This window comes from Gemmata palustris (assembly GCF_017939745.1).
GTDB lineage: Bacteria > Planctomycetota > Planctomycetia > Gemmatales > Gemmataceae > Gemmata > Gemmata palustris.
In genome coordinates, this window is the sequence record NZ_JAGKQQ010000001.1 from 8,207,010 (window position 1) to 8,227,639 (window position 20,630).

The 20,630-nt window shown below is 64.3% G+C and carries 19 protein-coding genes; 9 read left to right on the forward strand and 10 right to left on the reverse strand.

Translation table 11 applies throughout. From position 1 onward, the window contains the following. Window positions 1–63: 63 nt before the first annotated feature. On the reverse strand, window positions 64–495 hold the full coding sequence (locus J8F10_RS34070) for a hypothetical protein (RefSeq protein WP_210661478.1): 432 nt from the start codon (window positions 493–495) through the stop codon (window positions 64–66). Between the two features lie 93 nt (window positions 496–588). On the opposite strand from J8F10_RS34070, the gene J8F10_RS34075 reads away from it, so the two are divergent. After that, window positions 589–1,842, forward strand: a complete 1,254-nt coding sequence (locus J8F10_RS34075) for a Tm-1-like ATP-binding domain-containing protein (protein WP_210661480.1) — start codon at window positions 589–591, stop codon at window positions 1,840–1,842. A gap of 150 nt (window positions 1,843–1,992) precedes the next feature. Here J8F10_RS34075 and J8F10_RS34080 read toward each other — a convergent pair whose 3' ends face one another. After that, a complete protein-coding gene (locus tag J8F10_RS34080) occupies window positions 1,993–2,418 on the reverse strand; it encodes a hypothetical protein (RefSeq protein ID WP_210661482.1) in 426 nt (141 codons plus the stop codon). Between the two features lie 117 nt (window positions 2,419–2,535). Beyond that, entirely contained in the window at window positions 2,536–2,964 is a 429-nt protein-coding gene (locus J8F10_RS34085) for a hypothetical protein (RefSeq protein WP_210661484.1), read from the reverse strand. A gap of 319 nt (window positions 2,965–3,283) precedes the next feature. On the opposite strand from J8F10_RS34085, the gene J8F10_RS34090 reads away from it, so the two are divergent. From J8F10_RS34090 to J8F10_RS34105, 4 genes are all read left to right on the forward strand, one after another. Then, the gene (locus J8F10_RS34090; protein WP_210651472.1) at window positions 3,284–3,664 is read left to right on the forward strand and encodes a hypothetical protein; all 381 of its coding nucleotides are present in this window, start codon (window positions 3,284–3,286) and stop codon (window positions 3,662–3,664) included. Between the two features lie 88 nt (window positions 3,665–3,752). Further along, window positions 3,753–4,913, forward strand: coding sequence for a LysR family transcriptional regulator (locus tag J8F10_RS34095; protein WP_210661683.1), 1,161 nt, complete (start codon window positions 3,753–3,755; stop codon window positions 4,911–4,913). Window positions 4,914–5,102: 189 nt separating this feature from the next. Next, complete coding sequence (locus tag J8F10_RS34100) at window positions 5,103–5,963, forward strand: sugar phosphate isomerase/epimerase family protein (RefSeq protein ID WP_210661486.1); 861 nt, start codon at window positions 5,103–5,105, stop codon at window positions 5,961–5,963. Window positions 5,964–6,126: 163 nt separating this feature from the next. Next, a complete protein-coding gene (locus J8F10_RS34105; RefSeq protein ID WP_210661489.1) occupies window positions 6,127–7,230 on the forward strand; it encodes a DUF1573 domain-containing protein in 1,104 nt (367 codons plus the stop codon). Between the two features lie 227 nt (window positions 7,231–7,457). Here the strand turns inward: J8F10_RS34105 and J8F10_RS34110 are convergent, their stop codons facing one another. From J8F10_RS34110 to J8F10_RS34125, 4 genes are all read right to left on the reverse strand, one after another. Then, window positions 7,458–9,863, reverse strand: a complete 2,406-nt coding sequence (locus J8F10_RS34110; protein WP_210661491.1) for a phosphoketolase family protein — start codon at window positions 9,861–9,863, stop codon at window positions 7,458–7,460. Between the two features lie 99 nt (window positions 9,864–9,962). Next, window positions 9,963–11,081, reverse strand: coding sequence for an acetate/propionate family kinase (locus J8F10_RS34115; RefSeq protein ID WP_210661493.1), 1,119 nt, complete (start codon window positions 11,079–11,081; stop codon window positions 9,963–9,965). A 16-nt stretch (window positions 11,082–11,097) separates the two neighbouring features. After that, window positions 11,098–11,844, reverse strand: a complete 747-nt coding sequence (locus J8F10_RS34120) for a metallophosphoesterase family protein (RefSeq protein ID WP_210661495.1) — start codon at window positions 11,842–11,844, stop codon at window positions 11,098–11,100. A 279-nt stretch (window positions 11,845–12,123) separates the two neighbouring features. Beyond that, complete coding sequence (locus J8F10_RS34125; protein ID WP_210661497.1) at window positions 12,124–13,062, reverse strand: hypothetical protein; 939 nt, start codon at window positions 13,060–13,062, stop codon at window positions 12,124–12,126. 167 nt (window positions 13,063–13,229) lie between these two features. Between J8F10_RS34125 and J8F10_RS34130 the strand changes: the two genes are divergently transcribed. From J8F10_RS34130 to plsY, 3 genes are all read left to right on the forward strand, one after another. Next, a complete protein-coding gene (locus tag J8F10_RS34130; RefSeq protein WP_210661500.1) occupies window positions 13,230–14,792 on the forward strand; it encodes a glycosyltransferase family 39 protein in 1,563 nt (520 codons plus the stop codon). A gap of 251 nt (window positions 14,793–15,043) precedes the next feature. Beyond that, the gene (locus J8F10_RS34135; RefSeq protein WP_210661502.1) at window positions 15,044–15,892 is read left to right on the forward strand and encodes a hypothetical protein; all 849 of its coding nucleotides are present in this window, start codon (window positions 15,044–15,046) and stop codon (window positions 15,890–15,892) included. A gap of 150 nt (window positions 15,893–16,042) precedes the next feature. Next, window positions 16,043–17,263 carry a glycerol-3-phosphate 1-O-acyltransferase PlsY gene (gene plsY, locus J8F10_RS34140; RefSeq protein ID WP_210661504.1) on the forward strand — a complete coding sequence of 407 codons (1,221 nt, stop codon included), beginning with the start codon at window positions 16,043–16,045 and terminating at the stop codon, window positions 17,261–17,263. A gap of 458 nt (window positions 17,264–17,721) precedes the next feature. Here the strand turns inward: plsY and J8F10_RS34145 are convergent, their stop codons facing one another. Genes J8F10_RS34145 through rnc form a run of 3 tightly spaced genes read right to left on the reverse strand, consistent with a single transcriptional unit; the run spans window position 17,722 to window position 19,825 of the window. After that, a complete protein-coding gene (locus J8F10_RS34145; protein ID WP_210661506.1) occupies window positions 17,722–18,780 on the reverse strand; it encodes an NAD(P)/FAD-dependent oxidoreductase in 1,059 nt (352 codons plus the stop codon). A 3-nt stretch (window positions 18,781–18,783) separates the two neighbouring features. Beyond that, on the reverse strand, window positions 18,784–19,080 hold the full coding sequence (locus J8F10_RS34150) for a hypothetical protein (protein ID WP_210661508.1): 297 nt from the start codon (window positions 19,078–19,080) through the stop codon (window positions 18,784–18,786). Window positions 19,081–19,090: 10 nt separating this feature from the next. Then, window positions 19,091–19,825 carry a ribonuclease III gene (rnc, locus tag J8F10_RS34155; protein ID WP_246523741.1) on the reverse strand — a complete coding sequence of 245 codons (735 nt, stop codon included), beginning with the start codon at window positions 19,823–19,825 and terminating at the stop codon, window positions 19,091–19,093. Between the two features lie 250 nt (window positions 19,826–20,075). On the opposite strand from rnc, the gene J8F10_RS34160 reads away from it, so the two are divergent. Next, entirely contained in the window at window positions 20,076–20,627 is a 552-nt protein-coding gene (locus J8F10_RS34160) for a DUF6939 family protein (RefSeq protein ID WP_210661510.1), read from the forward strand. Window positions 20,628–20,630: the final 3 nt, after the last annotated feature.

A 20,630-nucleotide genomic window follows, 5' to 3' on the forward strand; every position in this document is an offset into this window, starting at 1 on the left:
GTCCGGGGCTACAAAAAACAAAGTCCGATGTCGGTTCTCTGTCTTGATCCGCGTGATCTGCGTTTATCCGTGGCTCTGCTCTTTGTTTTCTGCTCTTTGCCCGCTGTCCTCTGTCTTCTGCTCTCTGTCTCCTGCTTTCTGGCTCTCCGCTTCCAGCGCCATCTTCGCTTCCGCCTGGGCGAGTAGTTCGTTGAGGAGCTTTTCGGCGTCGTCCGACGGGGCTTCGGTTGATTTCGTTGCGGGCGGGCGGGTGCCGCGGACGCGCCAGGCGACGAGTTCGCACACCGCCACGAACCCGAACCCCCAGAGCGCCATTGTGAGCGGAACGCGGGACCGGAGAGACGAACCGACTTGTTCGTCCGCGTCGGTGCTGCTGCGGGTCGCACTACCGGTTAGCCACAGGCCGGCGAGTTCTGCGAACAGCACCCCGATGAGCGCGAGAACGGCCGCGGTCAGGCCGCCGTGCAACAGGATGCGCTTCAGTACCGGGTGCATTTCGCCGCCCTCGTCGTCGAAAACTCGTTACCAGTAACATATCACGCGATTTTCTCTTAACTTGTCATACGCGGAATCACGGGAGGGCGCTGCATGTCTGTACTGCTCGTCGGCACTCTGGATACCAAAGGGGCCGAGTTCGCATATGTTCGCGATCGACTCCAAAGGGCCGGCGTTTCCGTGCTCGTAGCGGATGCCGGCGTACTGGCCCCGCCTGCATTCGTGCCGGATATTTCGCGCGAAGCTGTTTTTACCGCGGCCGGAACGAACCACGCGCAGGTTAAAACGGCCGCAGACCGGGGAAGGGCGGTCGAACTCGCCGCAAAGGGCGTTGCGAAACTCGCCGCGGACCTGCACAAGCGGGGGGAGCTTTCCGGCGTGCTGGGGCTGGGCGGGTCCGCGGGCACGACGATCGCCACCGCCGCGATGCGGGCGCTTCCGGTGGGGGTACCGAAGCTGATGGTCAGCACGCTCGCGAGCGGGCAGGTGCAGCACTACGTCGGCACGCGCGATGTGATGATGATGTACTCCGTCGTGGACATCGCCGGGCTGAACCGCATTAGTCGCGCGGTGCTCGACAACGCGGCCGACGCGATGGCAGGGATGGTTCGGGGGAAACCTACCCCGCCGTCCCCCTTCCCTTCAGGGAGGGGGGACGGCGGGGTAGGTTCTTCTTCCCTCGACAAACCGGTCATTGCGGCCACGATGTTCGGTGTCACGACGCCGTGCGTGGAGGCGGCGCGGAAGGTACTCGAATCGGCGGGCTACGAGGTGCTCGTGTTCCACGCGACCGGTACCGGCGGGCGCACGATGGAGGGGTTGATCCGCGACGGCCTCATCGCGGGCGTACTCGACATCACCACCACGGAACTCGCGGACGAACTGGCGGGCGGCGTGCTTTCCGTGGGACCGGATCGCCTGACGGCCGCCGCAATCATGGGCGTTCCGCAAGTCGTCTCACTCGGTGCGCTGGACATGGTGAACTTCGGCCCACGCGACACGGTACCCGAGCGCTACAAGCAGCGGTTATTCTACCAACACAACCCGACCGTCACGCTGATGCGCACCACGCCCGAAGAAATGGACCGATTGGGCAAGGACATCGCGGAGCGGACGAGTGCGGCGAGCGGACCGACGTGCGTGCTGGTCCCACTCAGGGGGGTGTCCGCGATCGATGCCGAGGGCAAGCCGTTCTGGTGGCCCGAAGCGGACGCGGCCCTCTTCCAGAGCGTGCGGAACTGGATCGCACCCTACGTGGAGTTGGTGGAACTCGATCAGCACATCAACGACCCGGCCTTCGCGGAAGCCTGCGCGCGGAAGCTGTTGGAACTCATACAGAAGAATTAGCCGCAGATAAACGCCGATAAAAGGCACGATCCGAACCGCAAGAATATCAATCGAGAGTGATTTTGGTTGGCTTGCGAGATCACGTTGTTTGGTCAAGTTGCTGTTGTTTGATCGTGCCTTTTATCGGCGTTTACCTGCGGCTGCTTTCCCTCACTCGCTCGGCAGCGCCTTGCCCTGGAAGCTCTTGATCCCGTTACGATTGAGCGACACGACCTTGAACCGGAACCCGGGATTCATTTCTTTGTCGCCGACCAGTTCGGTCGTCAGATCACCGTCCTTGACATCTGAGAGAAACTTGAACGAACTCCCTCGCCACGTTCCAACGAGAAGCAGTTCTTTTGTGAAGTCGACTTTGGGTGGGTCTTTGATGCCCCACGCGGCGGCGAGGCGCTCCCATTCTTTCTGGGAGAGGATCACGCTGGTGCCGGGTATCACTTTGAGCTGATCGATGTCAGCGACTGAACTCGAGAGGTCGACAGTGGGAGTCGGCTTCGGCTCCTCCGCGCACCCGGGGGTGCTCGGAAAGGACGAAACAACGAGTGCCGCGAACGCGGCGAACGTGAGCAGGCGGTTCATTCGGTGCCCCTCGTGGTGTGCGGGCGACAACGCGGCCGAAGAACAGGCCGCATTTTTCGCGCCAACTTCCGCATTCACGAGAGAACGTCTCATCGAGAGGGAGACACAAACAGCGGGTCAGGGACCAGTGGGGAGCCGGAGCTGGCGGAACGTGTCTTCGTAAGTCGTTTCGAGGGGTAGCGGAATACACGGGCCGTGTAGGAGCCACAAGGGTGCGGTCGGGAGTGGGGCACCGAGGGTTTGACCCTCCCGCCAAACGGTGAGTTGCGCGCTACCGTTCTTGCCCGTGGGTCGGTAGGCCGTTACGTACAATCGTTCGCCCCACGTCGTGACACCGGGACTAATTCGGGCCATCAGATCGTCGTGGAGATTGGCGGTTCGCGCCGTCACGACGTCCACAATGACCACCCCGACGCCGCTCTGAAGGTACGTTTCGCACTTCGCAACGAAGGCGTCGCGCGCCTCCGGTCGGTCCTTGTTCCCTTCGCTCACCAGTTCAATTGCGGCCGCGAGGTAGCGCCCGTCACGGGAACCGTAGACCAGCACCTCGGTCGCGTGTTCGCTCAGCTCGAACGGTACGGTTGTCGTTCCTCCAGACGGTTGCCACTCCGCGGCTTGTGCGTGCGCCGGTGCCGCGTGGCGCGCGTTCCCGAACGTGGTGATATCAATTTCGATCGTCGTTTGTACATTCGGTAAGGCTCGAAACCCTTCGGGAAGGAGTGGGTTCAGAGCGAAGGCAATGGCAGTTGCCCAGGCACTGTGAAAAGGAGGTCAGTTCACGGTTTGTTGGGGGCTAGCAGTGTTTCGAGGGCGGGATAGGAAATCCCCAACCCGTCGTCGACGCAACCTCAAGGCAGGACGAGCCATGCCGACGCCCCGCTTCACGCCCGAGGAACTCCGCCAACTCCACGACCTCGCCCGGCAGTGGGCCAAGATCGTCTCCAAGCGGGCCTTCGGCGACGACGGCCCCGGACTCGACGTGGACTTCCGAGCCATGGAGCAGATCGCCACCGCCGCGGCCCGGGGACTCACCGAGGGCACACTCGAACTGCTGCTCCAACAGCAGGCCGACAAGCTCTCCACCGAACAGCCGTGTCCGGCGTGCGGCACGCTCTGTCCCACGACGCCGCACACCCGACCGCTCACCGCGGACGGAGCCGAGGTCGAGCAGACGGAACGCAAGGCCCACTGTCCCGACTGCCGCCGGGACTTTTTCCCCCCTGCGGACGGCTCTGGGCCTGGATGAGCACGGGTACAGTTCCTCCGTCCTCGAGCGTATCGTCACCGCCGCCGCCCGGTTCGCGTCGTTCCGCGATGCCACCTTCGCCGTGCAGATGTCGCGGGTCGGCATCAGCGAGAGCCAGGTCCGCCGGCTGGCCCACAAGGTCGGGGCGGAACTGGTCGCCGAACGGGACCGGAAGGCGGTCGAGCACCGCCGCCGGCAACTGGCCTCGCGGACGGGGGTGGTTCCCGAGGTCGTCGTGGTGGAGGTCGATGGGGGGCGCATCCGTACCCGCGCGGCGGGGGCGGCCCCTGGTGTCCACGAAGCCCAGAACAAGGAGGACAAGATCGCCGGTCTGGCCACGTTGAAGGGTCCGACGTTCGCCGCCGACCCGTGCCCCGAACCGCCGGAGTCGTTCCTCTGCCCCCGCCGGGTGCAACGTCTGGTGAGCCAGATGAAGGGGCACTCGGGTCGGGACGATACCCAAGAAACCCCGGACGAATCGACCACGGCCGGAGTCGAGCCGATCGCGACCGGGTCGGCCGGGCGGTGGTCACCGGAGAAGTTGGTGCGGACGTGTGTGGCGAGCCTGGGATCGAGTTGTTCGTTCGGCCCGTTGGTGGCGGCGGAGGCCCAAGAGCGGCACTTCTACGAGGCGAGGCGCCGGGCGTTCGTGGCCGACGGGGCGGCGTACAACTGGTCGATCCACGAGGGGTACTTCCGGGACTTCGAGCCGGTCGTGGACCTGTTGCACGTGCTGTGCTACGTGTACTCGTCGGCGCGTGCGGTGGGCGGGGACGAGTCGGGCGGGTGGCGACAGTACGAGGCGTGGATGCGTTCGTGTTGGAAGGGCCGGGTCGCCGAGGTGCTGGTGGAGTTGGACGGGTGGCACGAACGCCTGGGAGAGTCGCCGGCGGGTGAGGCAAGGACGGCGGAGGACCGCCGTGACCCACGTCGGTTGGTGGCCGAGGCGAGGTGCTACCTGAGGAACAACGAGAAGCGGATGGACTACCCGAGATACCGGCGTGAGGGGTTGCCGACGACGAGCAGCCTGGTGGAGTCGCTGGTGGGTGAGTTCAGCGCTCGTGTGAAAGGGAAGCAGAAGCACTGGAACCGCCCGGACGGGGCCGAATCCATCCTGCAACTCCGGGCGGCCGTTCTGAGCGAGGACGATCGCTTGAGTCGGTACTTCACTGACCGATCCGGAAGCCCGTTCCGGAAACGGCAGCCAGTGGAGAAAGACGACACCCCAAACACGCAAACCGCGGCGTGACCTCTGTGAAAAGGGTGCCATTGTAATTCTTGGTGCAACCAGCCGTGGAAGTGGTCGCGCAGGGGCATTGGCGTTCCTCCAAGTTCGGGCCGTCTTCCAGTATACCGCGGAGCGGTTTTTCCGCTCGCCCGTTGCCGCGACGCTCACGCTGCCGGACAATGCCGCAAACCTTTCCCAACGGAGATTCACATGAAACTCGGGATGAACCTGCTCCTCTGGACCGGCCAAGTGACCGCCGAGCACTTCCCGCTGCTCGCCAAACTCAAGGCCGCCGGGTTCGACGGCGTTGAACTGCCGGTGTTCGGGGGCACCCCGGGCGACTACAAGCCCGTTCGCGCCGAACTCGACAAGCTCGGACTGAAGTGTACCACCGTCACCATTCTGACGAAGGAAACGAACGCCATCAGTCCCGACGCGGCCACGCGGCAGAAGGCCGTGGAGTGGCTGAAGACCGTGGTCGAGATCAACCACGTTCTCGGAGCGGAAACGGTGTGCGGGCCGTACCACTCGGCCATCGGCGAGTTCTCCGGAACCGGGCCGACCGGGGACGAGAAGAAGCGCTCCGCTGATGTACTCCGGCAGGTCGCGGAGTTCGCGAAGCAGGCGAACCTGATGATGGCGGTCGAGTACCTCAACCGCTTCGAGTGTTATCTCATCACCACCGCGGCGCAGGCCGTCGAGTTGGTGAAGATGGTGGACCACCCGAACCTCCGCACGATGTACGACAGTTTCCACGCCCACATCGAGGAAAAAGACCCGGCCGCGGCGATCCGCACGATCGCGCCGGTACTGGCCCACGTTCACATCAGCGAGAACGACCGCGGGACGCCCGGCAGCGGGCAGGTGAACTGGGACGACACGTTCGGCACGCTCGCCGATATCAAGTACGACGGTTGGATGACGATCGAATCGTTCGGCCGCGCGCTGCCGGACCTCGCCGCCGCGACAAAGGTGTGGCGCGACCTGTTCCCGTCCGCCGAGGACGTTTACACGAAGGGCATCAAGTTCATCAAGGAACAGTTGAGCGGTTCGGGCACGTGCTGCGGGTAGGGCCGCGTGTAGCGGCCGTAGCGAACTCATCAGATGTCCAACACGAGAGCCCGCGCGGTAACCCGCGCGGGCTCCGTTCGTTACCAGCGCGCCCCCCTTGCCCGCCGATGTAGGATGGGGCTGATCGCCCCCGCGGTGATCGGTGCTCACGGGAGGTTCGCGAATGAAACGAGTTTTGCGCTCGATAGCGATTTCGGCGATTGGGCTGAGTTTGACGACTGTAACGCTTGCCGCGCCACCAGCTTCGCCCGCTCCGGTCGCGCCGCCAGCGACGGCACAACCGAGCGCGCCGACCGCGCCGTGGGCAAACAAGTTCTTCTTGCCCGATATCGCGACCAACCGCGAACAGACCGCGCCCGCGATCATCACGCACAGCTTCGGTGAAGTGCCGCACGGGACGCTCTGCATTCACAAGTTCACGATCACGAACATTTACGACGTCCCGATGCAAATCACGGACGTGCGCAAGAGCTGCTCGTGTCTCGATTACGTGCCGATGGCGAAGGTGCTGGAGCCGAACGAGACGGCCGAGTTCACGGTCACGATGAACACGGCCAAGTTCGTCGGTCAGAACGCCCAGACCTTCTTCGTCACCTTCGGCCCCAAATTCGTGTCCACGGCCGCGATCCGCGTGTCCGCAACGAGCCGCACGGACGTGAGCGTCAACCCCGGCGCGGTGAGTTTCGGTACCGTTCCGCAGGGCACGCGGTTGAACCAGTCCGTGCAGGTGAAATACTCCGGGCGCACGCGCGATTGGAAAGTCACCGAAGTGGTACAGGGGAACTGGCCGTTCGAGGTGAAACTGTCCGAGGTGGCGCGCGGGGGGCCGCTCCGCGGGGGCGCGGAGTACCAAGTGGACGTGACGCTCAGCGGGAACACGGTGCCCGGGCCGATTTCCGAGCAGATCACGCTGAAGACGAACGATCCGACGAATCCGCTCATTCAAATCGGTGTAGGCGGGACCGTTGTCGCGCCGCTGGAGCTCGCGCCGGGTAAGGTGCGGCTCGAAGTGAAGGTGGGGGAATCCGCGACGCAGAAGATTCTGGTGCGGGCCGCGAAGCCGTTCAAGATCGTGGGCGTGGACGGCGCGGGCGACGGGGTCACGGTCGAACTACCCGCAGCGCCCGCGGCACTTCCGGTTCAGGTGATCGTGGTGAAGTTCGCGCCGAAGGAAGCGGGCGCGATCGCGCGGCAACTGCGCATCCGCACCGACCAGCCGGGAGAAGGTGCGGCTCTGCTCCCCGTTGAGGCCGAAGGCACGAAGTGAGATCGCCTAGCTTTAGGCGAACGGCCGGTGTCAGCCGGCCGGTGGTTGGGTACCGTGCGTGAACCGTCCTGCTGAATTGGACAGTAAAGAAGATTTTTGACAGGATCGACAGGATTCAAAATCAGGCGCCGAATGCTTTTCTTTTCTAAATCCTGTCGATCCTGTTAATCCTGTCAAAATCTTCTCTCTCTTTCTCTGACCGGCCGGCTGACACCGGCCGTTCGCCTTTACGCATTGTCCGCTGCGGTGTCGGTCGAGCCGCTCGGAACGTGCCCGCGATGGCCCCACTCCCACCCGCTTATTTCCGGCATATCGGTTCCGTGTTCGTTCACGTAGCGCCGGTGCTCGGCGTGTTTCGCTTCCATCGCCGCTTTCACGTCGGCCGCGCGAACAGACAGCCCCGGCGTGCGCTCGATCACATCGGTCACCAGTTTGAACCGGTCGATTTCGTTCAGCACGCACATATCGAACGGCGTGGTGGTGGTGCCCTCTTCCTTGTACCCGCGGACGTGCAAGTTCCGGTGGTTCGTCCGCCGGTAGGTGAGCCGGTGAATGAGCCACGGGTAGCCGTGGAAGTTGAAGATGACCGGTTTGTCCTTCGTGAACAGCGCATCAAACTCCGGGTCCGACAACCCGTGCGGGTGCTCCTTCGTGGGCTGGAGTTTCATGAGGTTCACGACGTTCACCACGCGAACCTTCAGGTCAGGAAGGTAGTGCCTCAGTAGGTCCGCGGTGGCGAGCACTTCCAGTGTTGGCACGTCGCCACAGCACGCGAGTACCACGTCCGGCTCGCCGGTCCCCGCGGTCGACGCCCACTCCCAGATCCCCACGCCCGCGTCGCAGTGCTTGATGGCCTCGTCCATCGTAAGCCACTGCGGACTCGGTTGCTTGCCGGCCACGACGACGTTTACATAGTTCCGGCTGCGTAGGCAGTGATTGGTGACGCTCAGGAGGCAGTTCGCGTCCGGCGGAAGGTACACGCGAATCACTTCCGCCTTCTTGTTCACCACGTGGTCAATGAAGCCGGGATCTTGGTGGCTGAAGCCGTTGTGATCCTGCCTCCACACGTGTGAACTGAGCAGGTAGTTGAGACTCGCGACCGGCGCGCGCCAGGGGATGTGTCGGCACACCTTGAGCCACTTCGCGTGCTGGTTGAACATTGAATCGACGATATGAATGAACGCCTCGTAGCAACTGAAGAACCCATGCCGCCCGGTGAGCAGGTAGCCCTCGAGCCACCCCTGGCACTGGTGTTCGCTGAGCACCTCCATGACGCGGCCGTCGGGCGCGAGGTGGTCGTCGCCGGGGACGATTTCGGCCGTGTAGCAGCGGTTCGTTACGTCCAGCACGTCTTGCCATCGGTTGGACGCGAGTTCGTCCGGCGCGAACAGGCGGAAGTTCTTCGCGTCGAGATTCAGTTTCATGACGTCGCGCAGGTACTTGCCCTGCGCGCGGGTCGATTCCGCGGTGGCCGCGCCGGGGCTCGGTACTTCAACTGCGTAGCTGCGGAAATCCGGTAGCGCCAAGTCGCGAAGGAGCTTGCCGCCGTTGGCGTGCGGGTTCGCGCCCATCCGCTTCGCGCCTTTCGGGGCGAGTTCCGCAAACTCCGCCTTGAAGCACCCGTTCGCATCAAACAGTTCCTCGGGTCGGTACGATTTCATCCATCCTTCGAGCACGCGCAAGTGACTCTCCGTGCCGGCCTCGCTCATCGGCACCTGGTGGCTGCGCCACGAGCCTTCGCACACCTTCCCGTCGATTTCCTTTGGGCACGTCCACCCCTTCGGGGTGCGCAGCACGATCATGGGCCATTGCGGGCGCGCGCGGAACCCGTTGGTGCGGGCCTCGGTTTGGATGCGCTGGATCTCGGTCACGCACGCATCGAGCGCTGCTGCCATCTGTTTGTGAACCGGTATCGGGTCGTGCCCGGTGACGAAGTGTGGCGCGTAGCCGTAGCCCTCGAGCAACTTGCGGAGTTCGTCTTCCGGGATGCGCGCGAGGAAGCACGGGTTGGCGATCTTGTAGCCGTTCAGGTGCAGGATGGGCAGCACCGCGCCGTCTCGAACGGGGTCGAGGAACTTGTTCGAGTGCCAACTGGTCGCGAGTGGTCCGGTTTCCGCTTCGCCGTCCCCCACCACGCAGGCGGCGATGAGGTCGGGATTGTCGAACACTGCGCCGAAGGCGTGCGAGAGCGAGTAACCGAGTTCGCCGCCCTCGTGGATGCTGCCCGGCGTTTCTGGCGCGACGTGGCTCGGAATCCCGCCGGGGAAGCTGAACTGTTTGAACAGGTGCTTCATTCCGGCGACGTCCTGGGAGATTTGCGGGTACACCTCGCTGTACGTCCCTTCGAGATAAACGTTCGCCACGATCCCCGGGCCGCCGTGACCGGGGCCGCACACGTACAGCACGTTCAGGTCGCGTTCCTGGATGACGCGGTTCAGGTGGACGTAGATGAAATTCAGCCCGGGCGTGGTGCCCCAGTGCCCGAGCAGCCGGGCTTTGACGTGCTCCTTTCGGAGCGGTTCGCGCAACAGAGGGTTATCGAGGAGGTAAATCTGGCCCACGGAGAGATAGTTCGCGGCCCGCCAGTACCCGTCCATCTTCTGAAGCAGCGCGTCCGAGATCGGCTCAGCCATTAGCGGGTTCCTTGGTGGTGGGCGGCACGGCGGGGACTTGGACTGTTTTCGCGGCACAGATGCGAGGCGCGTGCCGCGGTGCGGAAAATACAGCGCGAACTAACGGGCGAGGAGCCGTACTACAGTTCGCGCGATCATGGCTTCCTCGTTCGTGCGGATGACTCGCACCGTGGCCGAGGAACCATCCGGGGAGATGACGGGGGCGCTTGCGGTGTTGCGGGCCGGGACGAGGCTCACTCCGAGGAACGCTAAACTCTCGCAAATGCGGGCGCGAATTTCGGGCGCGTTCTCACCGATGCCGCCCGAAAACACGAGCGTATCCAGCCCCCCGAGCGCGGCGGCCATCGCGCCGATCCACTTCCGCGTTTGGTAGCAGAACACGGCAATCGCTTCGGCGGCGCGCGGATCGGTGGCCTCGCACGCGAGCAGTTCGCGCGTATCGGCGCTCGTCTCGGAGATACCGAGTAAGCCGGACTCGCGGTTCACGAGCTTATCGAGCTGGTCCGCGCTCAGGTTCTCGGCGCGCGAAAGATGGAGCAGCACGCCGGGGTCGAGATCGCCGGTCCGCGTGCCCATCACGAGGCCACCGGTGGGGGTAAATCCCATCGTGGTGTCGACGCACTTGCCGTTGTGAACGGCGGCGAGGCTCGCGCCGGAGCCGAGGTGTGCGAATACGATGCGCCCGTGCGCCGCATCCGCCCCCGCGACGCGCGCGAGCTCCTCCATCAAATATTCGTAAGAGATGCCGTGGAAACCGTAGCGCCTGATGCCTTGCGCTTGGTACCGTCGCGGAACGGGTAGCGTTCGCGCAACCGCGGGCAGGTCGCGGTGGAACGCGGTATCGAAGCACGCCACTTGCGGGACGCCGGGGAAGCGCTCCGCGCAGGCCGCGATCAGTTCGAGTTCCGCGGGCAGGTGTGTGGGGTCGAGTGGCTGGAGCTGTTTTAGATCGCGGAGTAACTCGGGGGTGACCAGCTCCGAGGCCACACGGTCCGGCCCGCCGTGAACGAGCCGGTGCCCGATTCCCGCGAGTTGCGTCGTCGCGCCGCGCGCTTCGAGTTCGTCGAGGACGGCGCTCGCGCTGTCGAGGCGCTCGAGTTTCCCGCGCAAGACTTCTTGGGGAGCGTCGCCCGCGGTGAACGCCGCGAACTTGGTGCTCGACGAGCCGGCGTTGACGACGAGAACGCGGCCCGCGTTGTTGCCGGGTGGGTGCGCCATTCGGGAGCCACCTTTCTTACCGCCCCTCGCGCAACCGGTCGCCGAGGAAGTCGTTCAGTTCGGGTACCGCGTAGATCTTCGCCACGGTCGCGTCCACGTCATATTGTACGCGCCGGAAAACCAGATCGAGGCCGTCGAGGGTGACGTAACATGCGCGCCAGTTCGCGTCGCGTGGTTGGCCCACCGAGCCGACGTTCACGATTGTCTTGCGCTCGTCGAGGCGCCAGGCAAAGTCGATTTCTTCGGGAGACAGGAACTGCCACTGGGCGCCCGGTTCCGGCTCGATGAACACCCCGGGGACGTGCGTGTGCCCCGCGAAGCAGTAGCGCTCGATGTGCTCGCCGATTTTCGTCATTTTCGTGACGTTGTACACGTCTTCGGGGAACACGTACTCGTTGGTCGGGCTGCGCGCGGACCCGTGGACGAAGAGGAACGCGCCGTCGCGGGACTGCTTCGGGCGCTCGGAGAGGAACGCCCACATGTCGTCGCGCCGGGCGCTCTCCAGAACCGCGCGGGTCCAGATCGCGGCCTTTTCCGCGGTCTGGCTGAACCCAATCGGGTCGAACAGGACCGCGTGGTCGTGGTTCCCCAGGATGCTGAGGTCCCAGGTCATCGCGCGCGTGACGCACTCGATCGGGTTCGGGCCGTAGCCCACGATGTCGCCCAAACTCGTGACGGACGTCACCGGGAGCCGCGCGATGTCGGCGAGGACCGCGTCGAGCGCCTCAATGTTGCCGTGAACGTCACTCAGAATCGCCCGCATGAGGCACCAGTGTGAGGCGCAGATCAGAGGACAGAGGACAGAGATCAGAGGACAGAGGACAGAGGACAGAGGACAGAGGACAGAGGACAGAGGACAGAGGACAGAGGACAGAGGACAGAGGACAGAGGACAGAGGACAGAGTTATCTAGAGACCAGCGACGGGGTAGCACAAGGTTCCAACGGAATAAGATCAGAAGACAGAACCAGGGTACCCGTTCGGTTGCTATTTCTGCATTTACCCTTCATGTTCTCTGTTCTCTGTCGTTTTCGGTCGTCCGGCTAAGTCAATCGCTTCTCCAACATCGGGAAGCGACCGTGTTCCTTGAAGTAGCGCGCGTAGAACCCGATCAGGTGCGGGGCGTCGGACGGGCACTGCCCCGCCAGTGCGGTCACGGTGCCCTCGGTCATCTCCTGCGACGCCTCGGAGAGCAGCGCCAGGCCCGCCGTCAGCGCGCGGCCCGGGTCCGCCACCATGAAACTGAACAGCCCGTTGACGCGCTTCGTGTTCAGCCCCTCGGTCCCGAAGGCCCCGAGTCGGAAACACGGCGCCAGCGGGTCCACTTTCTTGACGTCCGCGTAGGTGGGGCTCTCCAGACCGATGCCGACGGCGACCGGCTCTTCGTCCGCGCCGCGGAGGACGAGGACCGCTTCTGCAGGGAAGTACGGGTTGGCGAAGAAATAACTTTCGAGTTTATCGGCCGGAAGGCGCACCAGCCCCTGTCCCATTGCGGCCACCGCGGGGAGGTCGGCTTTGCGCAACCGGTCGATCGGGAGCTTGCTCCGGTTCACGAGCGTGGGCAGATCGACGGGGTCGGCCCAGTAGTTCACGACCTCGCGCGCCACCGTAAATCCGCGGTCCGTGAGGAACGTCAGTACGGATTCCCAGTCGCGCCGATAGGCCGCGAACACCGTTGAAAGCCCGCGGGCACGCGCCGCGTCCAGGGCGGCATCGAACAGCGGCCCGGCGGCGGATTCGTGCCCCTTGCGGCACCACGGTACGCTCACGCGGCCCTGTTCCGGTTCGAGCACGCAGTATCCGACGACCTGCCCGCCCTCTTCCGCATAGAACCGAGCGCCGGGATCGAATCCGCGGGCGCGGGTGCGCTTCTTTACGTCCTCCGCGGTGGCGGCCTTGAACCCGGGCAGCGCGAACGCGGCGACGTTGAACAGCGCCGCTTGCGTGACTTCGTCGCCGGGTTGGAAGGTGCGAATGTTCACGGCGGGCCGGAGTCCTGAAAAGGGCGGGTGTGGTGATGCTACCCGGTTGGTGCGCTGCGGACAACGGTACGGGTGTCGGTATTTCCCGCAGTTCGGGTCACGATGTTGGGGTTGCGATGCGACGGGTCGGCGGACTACCTTGCCTCGCCCGACACGAGGTCGCATCCGTGGAAATAACCAAAAACGTACCAATCACGAACCGAATTCAGCCAACCGTGAAGCTGGTCACGGTCGTTGAAACCGGCCCCGTGCCGGCGAAAACCGCTGCACCGCGTGTAGCGGCCGCGCTGGTCGCCCTCGTCCTTCTGGGCGGCGGGTTGCGGACCGCCGCGTTCCTCACGGACCGGTGCTTGTGGATCGACGAGGCGATGCTCGCGCTCAACCTCGTGGACCGTTCGCCTGCCCAGCTTTTCGACAAACTTGACTACAACCAGGGGGCGCCGGTCGCGTTCCTCCTGGCCGCGAAAGCGAGCATCAGTGCGTTCGGGTCGAGTGCCTGGGCGCTACGCCTGGTGCCGTTCCTGGCGTCGCTCGCGGGGATGGTCGCGTTCACCGTGGTGGCCCGCCGCCTGCTCCCCCCTGGAGCGGCCGTGTTCGCGACCGCATTATTCGCGGTGTCCCCGCACATCGTGAGCTACGCGGGCGAGTGCAAACAGTATCAGAGCGACGCGACACTGGCGATCGGGCTGTTCGCGGTGTCGCTGGGGCTACTCGAAGGAAGGGGAGGCTTTTGGCGGTGGGGTTCGCTGGCCGTTGCGGGTGCAGCGGCGGTGTGGTGCTCGCACCCGTCCGTTTTCGTGCTCGGCGGGATCGGCACCGCGCTGCTGGTGTGGGGCGCGGTCGAGCGCGACCGGGCGCGGTTCATGTCGGCGAGTGCGACGGTGGCGACGTGGCTGGTGAGCTTCGGCGCCTGTTACCTGATCTGCTTGAAGCAACTGGGCGGGAACAAGTACCTGACCGACTACTGGGCCGGGCACTTTTTGCCGCTCCCGCCGAAGGGCATCGGCGACCTCGCGTGGCTCGTGGACCACGTGGTCGCGTTCTTCGTGGTGCCGGGCGGGTTCGGCGGGCTGATGGTGCCGCTCGGCGGGTTCGCGGCCGTGCTCGCGCTCATCGGGCTGCGCGAATTCGCCCGCGAGCGCTGGCCCGTGGCCGTTGCGCTCACGGTGCCGGCCGTTTTGGTGCTCCTCGCGTCCGGTCTGCACAAGTACCCGATCGGCGGCCGGTTGATGCTGTTTATGGTCCCGATCGCGGGGTTGCTCGTCGCACGCGGTTCGTGGGCGGTGTTCGAGGCGCTGAACGAGAAGAACCGGTTCGCGGCGGTCGCGCTCCTCGGGTTGCTGGTCACGGCCAGTGCGTGGCAGACGTGGGACGTGCTTCAACGGCCGCTCCGCGACGAACAACTGAACCCCGTACTCGAACGGGTGCGGAGCGAGTTCCAACCAGGTGATCGCGTGTACGTGTACTACGGTGCCGGTCCCGGGTTCGCGTTCTACACTCGCACCCAGCCGTTCCCCGCGGACGCCGTAACGCTCGGCGAGGAGCACCGGGACGATCCGGCCGGGTACCTCGCCGAAGTGGAGAAACTGCACGGGCGCGTGTGGGTCGTGTTTAGCCACCCGCACAACTACGAAGAAACGGTCATTCGGACCGCGCTCGATTGTCACGGAAAATGCGAGCGCGAAGTGAAGAAGCCCGGCGCGGGAGCTTACCTTTACCGTTTAGAGTGAATCGCGGACCAGAAGTTGATCTTTCGGGGCGTCGCGGCATCACCGCGACGCCTCACTTTTTTGAAAGAGCCCCGGCACAATCGGCATTAAGAGACGGAACGGCTCTTCCCTCAACTGTTTGGGAGAAGGTTCGTTCCGTCTGTGCGCTCCGCCGAATCACGAACCTGTCCGAAGTCTTGCGGGTCCGGTTGATCCGTTCGCCCCCGGCGGTTATGGTCAACTTCGGCACCTCTCGCCACTCGGGGGACATTATGTCGTTTCACACGCGGCTCGATCGGCGAGCGTTCCTGGGCGCGGCACTCGCTTCTGCTGTGGGCGGGCCGGGCGTCGCACTCGCACAACAGAACCTGGGCGAAAAGAAAATCGTCCCGCTCGATCTGCCACTCGACAATGCGGACGTGTGGACGCTGCACTTCCGCTACAAGCCGCCGCGGATCGTCACCCTCGACGGGTTCGACAAGGACGGCAAGCGGGCGAAGCAAGTCGTTTGGTACATGTGGTACCAGGTGTACAACGCGCCGCGCAAGCCGCGCGAAGCGGAACCGGGGAAGCCCGAGGCGATCCCGGTGGCCGAACCGGTGACGTTCATGCCGGAATTCGAGCTGGTCACCAAAGACCTGAACACTTCGCACCTGGACGAGCCGCAACCGCACATCTTCGAGCAGGTGCGCAAGCTCGAAGACACGACCGTCGGGAAGGACTTCCCCGAAGGTATTCTGAAGCTCCAGTCCACGATCTCGATCTCGAAGCGCCCGATCCCACCGAGCCTGCCCGACGCGATTCCGCGCGTCGTGTCCGGCGTCGCGATCTGGACCGACATGGCCGAGGTCGCGCCGAAGACCAACAAGTTCAGCATATACATCACGGGATTGTCGAACGGGTTGGCGAAGGAAGAACTGCGCACGGGCGAGATTCTGATTAAGCGGAAGACGCTCCAAATTAACTTCGTTCGGCCGACCGACGACCGCAAACCGGTGATTACCGACGTGCGCCCGGACGATTCGAGTGGGCCGGCCGAACAGTGGATCTATCGAACGAGTTCCGTCGCGAAGACTGTTGGTCAGCCGAAGCCGAAGCTCCCGCCTCCTCCGCCGATGTAACTGCATTCGCGACCGGGACGCACAGACTGTGCGTCCCGTTTTTATTTTTTGAGGGATCAGGTTCCTACGTTATGGTGTGACGCCTTCCACGCTTACCAGTCGGAACTGGTTGGTGCAAGAGTCACTCCACCGATCGCAGTTTGGCCCGCCATGTCGTCGACCGTCGCCGCTCTCGTTCCGCTCGTCGTTGCTTATCTCGTTGGTGCGCTCCCGTTCGGCTACCTCGTTGGCCGCGCACGCGGAGTCAACCTCTTCCACGCCGGGAGCGGGAACATCGGCGCCACGAACGCGGCCCGCGTACTCGGCCGCTCGTTCGGTGCGCTCGTGTTCGCGCTCGATTTCCTGAAGGGTGTGATTCCCGTTGCGGCCGCGGTGCCGATGGCGAACGCGCTCGCCGCGGGCGGCGCGAGTGCGTTCGGCTCGCCGGACGTCCTGCGCGTCGGGGCCGCTGCGCTCGCGTTCCTCGGACACATGTTCCCGGTGTATTTGGGGTTCCGCGGGGGGAAGGGCGTCGCGACCGGGGCCGGGACCGTGTTCGTACTGGTGCCGATCCCGGCCGCGCTCTCGATACTAACGTGGGTGGTCGTACTGTTCGCGTCGCGCTTCGTGTCGCTCGCGTCGCTCGCAGCAGCTACGGTTCTGGTCGCCGCACACCTCGTTGGCGCACCAGCGCCCTTTTGTGAAAGTGCGCTGCCGGTCACCCTTTATCTTGTAATTGGTACTGCGCTGGTGTTCGTGAAGCACCGGGCCAATGTCAAGCGGTTGCTCGCGGGAACCGAGAACGCGGTAGGGGAGTTTTCGATGCGTCAGCCCGTTTTGCGAAGCATTCACGTCCTCGCGCTCGGACTCTGGTTCGGCGGGGCTGCATTCTTCAACTTCGGGACCGCAACGGCTATTTTCGCGTCGTTCAAGGACGTGGTGAACGCGGGGCCGTCGGACCGCACCGCGCACGAAGTCATCATTCCGGCCGATGCTCCGCAAACGCGGAAGGACGCGCTCGCGAGCGCCCTGGCCGGCTCTGCCGTCGGGCCGGTGTTTCCGCGCTACTTCGCCATGCAAGCCGTGTGCAGCGTGATCGCACTACTCACCGCACTGAGTTGGTGGAAGCTCGGTGGTGTACACCGCTGGCGCGTGCTCGTGATTGCGTTCGCGCTCGCAACCGTCGCGGTGGCGTGGCCGATTTCGGACGAAGTGACCCGGTTGCGGCTATTGCGATTCAACCCCGACAGTACGATCGCCGACACCGCGAAGGCCGGCTTCGCGTCGTGGCACTTGGTGAGTCTGGGACTAAGTTTTGTGACGGTGAGTACCGCGGGTGTTGCGCTCGCGCTCGCGGGTCGGCTACCGGCAGACACGAAATCCGCCGTATGAGGTGCGAACCTTGAACTACGACGTGGCGATACTCACATGCGTGACCGCCGTGGTCGCCGTAGCGTGCGTTGTCAATCGACTACGACCGGGGCAAAAGCTGGTGGTGCTGGTTGGCACGGTAGCCTTGGCAGTTCAGACCTTTTGTCCGCCCTGCGTCTTCCCGGATGGTACGACCGCACGACGGTGGATGCCGGCGGACCTCACGTACTTACCGGGCTCGGTTTCCCCCTGGGTTGATGCTGGTTGGCAAACGATCTGGTTGACGGTTACCGTCGCTGCGACGGTGGCCGCGTGTGTGGGGCTTGAGTGGCGTTACAAGAGCAAGCCAGCCGGCGACCAACAGGCGAGAAACCAAGGTGGTGCTGAAGGGTAGCTCTCCTGACCATCTCAAAATGTGGCGTCGACGGCGATCTCGCCCGGAACGAGTATGGCGCGCACTGCGTCGTGGGGGCCTTCGGTTAGGGGCGGCATAGCGCTTTGAGCACGTTCACTTCGGGATCGATTGTGCCTTCACCACACAGGTGCGAGGCGAGTTGATCGGCGAAGAACGGCGCGAGGAGCGAACCCTTCGAGCCGAGGCCGTTGAAGTACGCCAGTTGTGGATGCTCCGGGTGCCGGCCCAGTACGGGGAAGCCCGCGTCGATTACGGGACGCACCGCGGCATTGTGGTCGAGCACTTCAAATGGCAAGCGCAAGAACGCGCGCAACCGGGACTCGATCTCCGCGCGCCCCTCGGTAGTGGGGGCCGAATCGAGGGGTTCCCATGTGTACGTTGCGCCGACGCGGAACACTTCGTTGCCGATCGGCGCGAGCCAGATCCCGCGGTGAATTACCCGGTCTTCTGTAAGTCCGGGAACGCGCACGGTGAGGATTTCGCCCTTCGCCGCGTTAAACTTGATGGACCCGAACCACGGGTCCGTGCCCGCATCGAACCCGCGACAGAAGATCACCGTTCGTGCTTCGACGGAGAGGGACGATACCCGCACGCCGGTCGTTGTAAGTTCGACGTCGCGCGGCACGACCTCCGCTGTGCGGTACGCGCCGCGTGCGCGGAAGTGCGCGCGGGATGTGTTGAGGTAGCATGATACATCGAGACGCGCGGCGGCGGGCATCGAGAACCCGCCGAACGGAGCGTCGAACCACTCCGGGTTGATGTCCGTCGTCGATTCGACCAGGCCGTGCAGGAGGCCACCGGCGCGCCGCTGGTACTCCTCGCACTCGCGGGCGTCGATGAAGAATCGCAGCGCGGGGCGCTGGCGAAAGAAGGTGTCGCCGAGTTCGGCTTCGCGCGAACGATAGAACGCGACCGCTGCAGGAAACAGCTCCGCCCACCGCCACGATTTCGCGATCCGCTTGCCGGTCGCGGGGGTGACTAGCCCTGCGGCGAGGCGCGACGCCGAGTTGCCGCTCTCGCGGTCCACAACGAGTACGCTTCGCCCGCGCTGGAGGAGGCACCACGAGAGCGCGGTACCGGCCAGCCCCTGCCCGACAATGAGGAAATCGACTTGCGCAGACATGAGTTACGCGCGGCGGGCTTCCGTTTCGAGGTCGGCCCGTCGAGTAAGTGCGCGGTCGCGCCCGCCGCGGTTGAGTTCATAGACGCCGGGCGCATCGAGCGTTTCGCCCGCCGCGAGCCGGCACGCGGCGCGCTTCGCCGTTGCGAGCGCGAGCTGGGCGCCCAGGCAGTCGGTGCAGACCAAGCCGTAGGTTTTCAGCTCGTTCGTGGTGCCGTCGCTCCACTTCGCGGCGATCTTGTATACCGCCGGGACATTACACCCCGGCGCGTAGCACAACACCGGATACGGCGACATTGGCATGGGAAAGGGCTCAGGCCGACGGGAACGGGAGTTGTTCGCCGTGGATGTGGGCCAGGGCGTTCATCGCGGCCCGCAGTTCGGCTTCCTTCTTGGTGCTGCCCCACGCGGCCGGGAACCGCTCGTCGTTGACCTGCGCCGCGACCTTGAAGCACTTGTTGTTGTCCGGCCCCTGTTCGTCGAGCAGGAAGTAACGCGGGGTGTCGCCGAACTCGCGCTGTGTCACAGTTTGTAATTGCGACTTCGCGTTCGCGGAGATCGCGTCGCGGGCCACGCGCTCGATTTCGGGCGTGATGAACCGCAGGATGAACTCCCGCGCGGCTCCCCATCCGCCATCGAGGAAAATGGCCGCGATCAGGGACTCGAATACGTTGGCCAGAATGTTCAGCGGCATCTCGCCGTTGGTGTGAACACCCCGGCCGAGAAAGAGGAAATCACCCAGGCCGATTTCCTGGCTGAACCGCGCGCACGTTTTGCGGCTCACGACGGCCGACTTCACCTTCGTGAGGTCGCCCTCTTGGTATTCCGGGAACCGCTGGAAGAGCTGCTCGCAGGTGACCAACCCCAGCACGCTGTCCCCGAGGAACTCGAGCCGCTCGTTGGACGCGGCGCGCGTGTTCGCGCTGGACGTGTGCGTGAGGGCCGACCGGAGCAGTTCCGGCTTCAAAAATCGGTAGCCGATCGCTTCCTGGCAGTCCCCAAGGATCGCGCGTTCCCGATTGCCAGTGAGTGTGTCCGAAGGAGGCATGATAACGGGTACATAAATACGGGCGGGCAAAGAAAGATCGATGTCAGACAGCCTATCAGCGCGTCCCCGGCGAGTCAACGCGGGCGTCGCCCAAGTTGTAACATTCTTGATTTCGTATGCGTGTTAATTTCGTACCCGTGCGCGAAGGGAGCTGGCGCGGCGGTCCGTGCCGCGGGTCGGGCGAACTACCAACATTGTGGCGGACCCACGGAGCAGTACCTTCGGCTTCTCCCGTACCGCGAGCCGCACAATGCCCATTGTCATTGAAAACCGCCGAAAGAAATCCACCACGCTCATAAAGCTGTGGCCCGATGCGCTCGTTGTTGACGTCACATCAAAGGGGCCGGAACCGTGGGTGCGGTTCAGCCCGTTCTTCCCACATGGCGGAATCCCGATTCCGAACACGCCCGAACGGACTGCGGCCTCGGTGGAGGGGTTGTGGCAGGGATTGAAGGTGTTCGAGAAAGAGGACATCGATCCGGCGAAGTGGGCGATCACTTCCATGCGAAACATCAAGCGGGCCGGGAGGAGCCGCGGGGTGGTGCGGGGGCACCGGTTCGGTATAAGTGGCGATGAGTTAATTGGTTATCGCGAGGCGCGATGCCGCATTTACCTGCCCGCATACCGATGGATACTGGAAAACCGATTGAAGCAGGAACTGGAGCAACTCCGCGCGGCGGCCGACCGTGGGACCGTTGTGTTGCTCGACTACGAGACGAACGCGGACGTCGAAGACCTGTCGAGTCCGCTGTCCCACGCCGCGCTCGTGAAGCACTACCTCGAAGACACTTGGCCCGCATAAGCG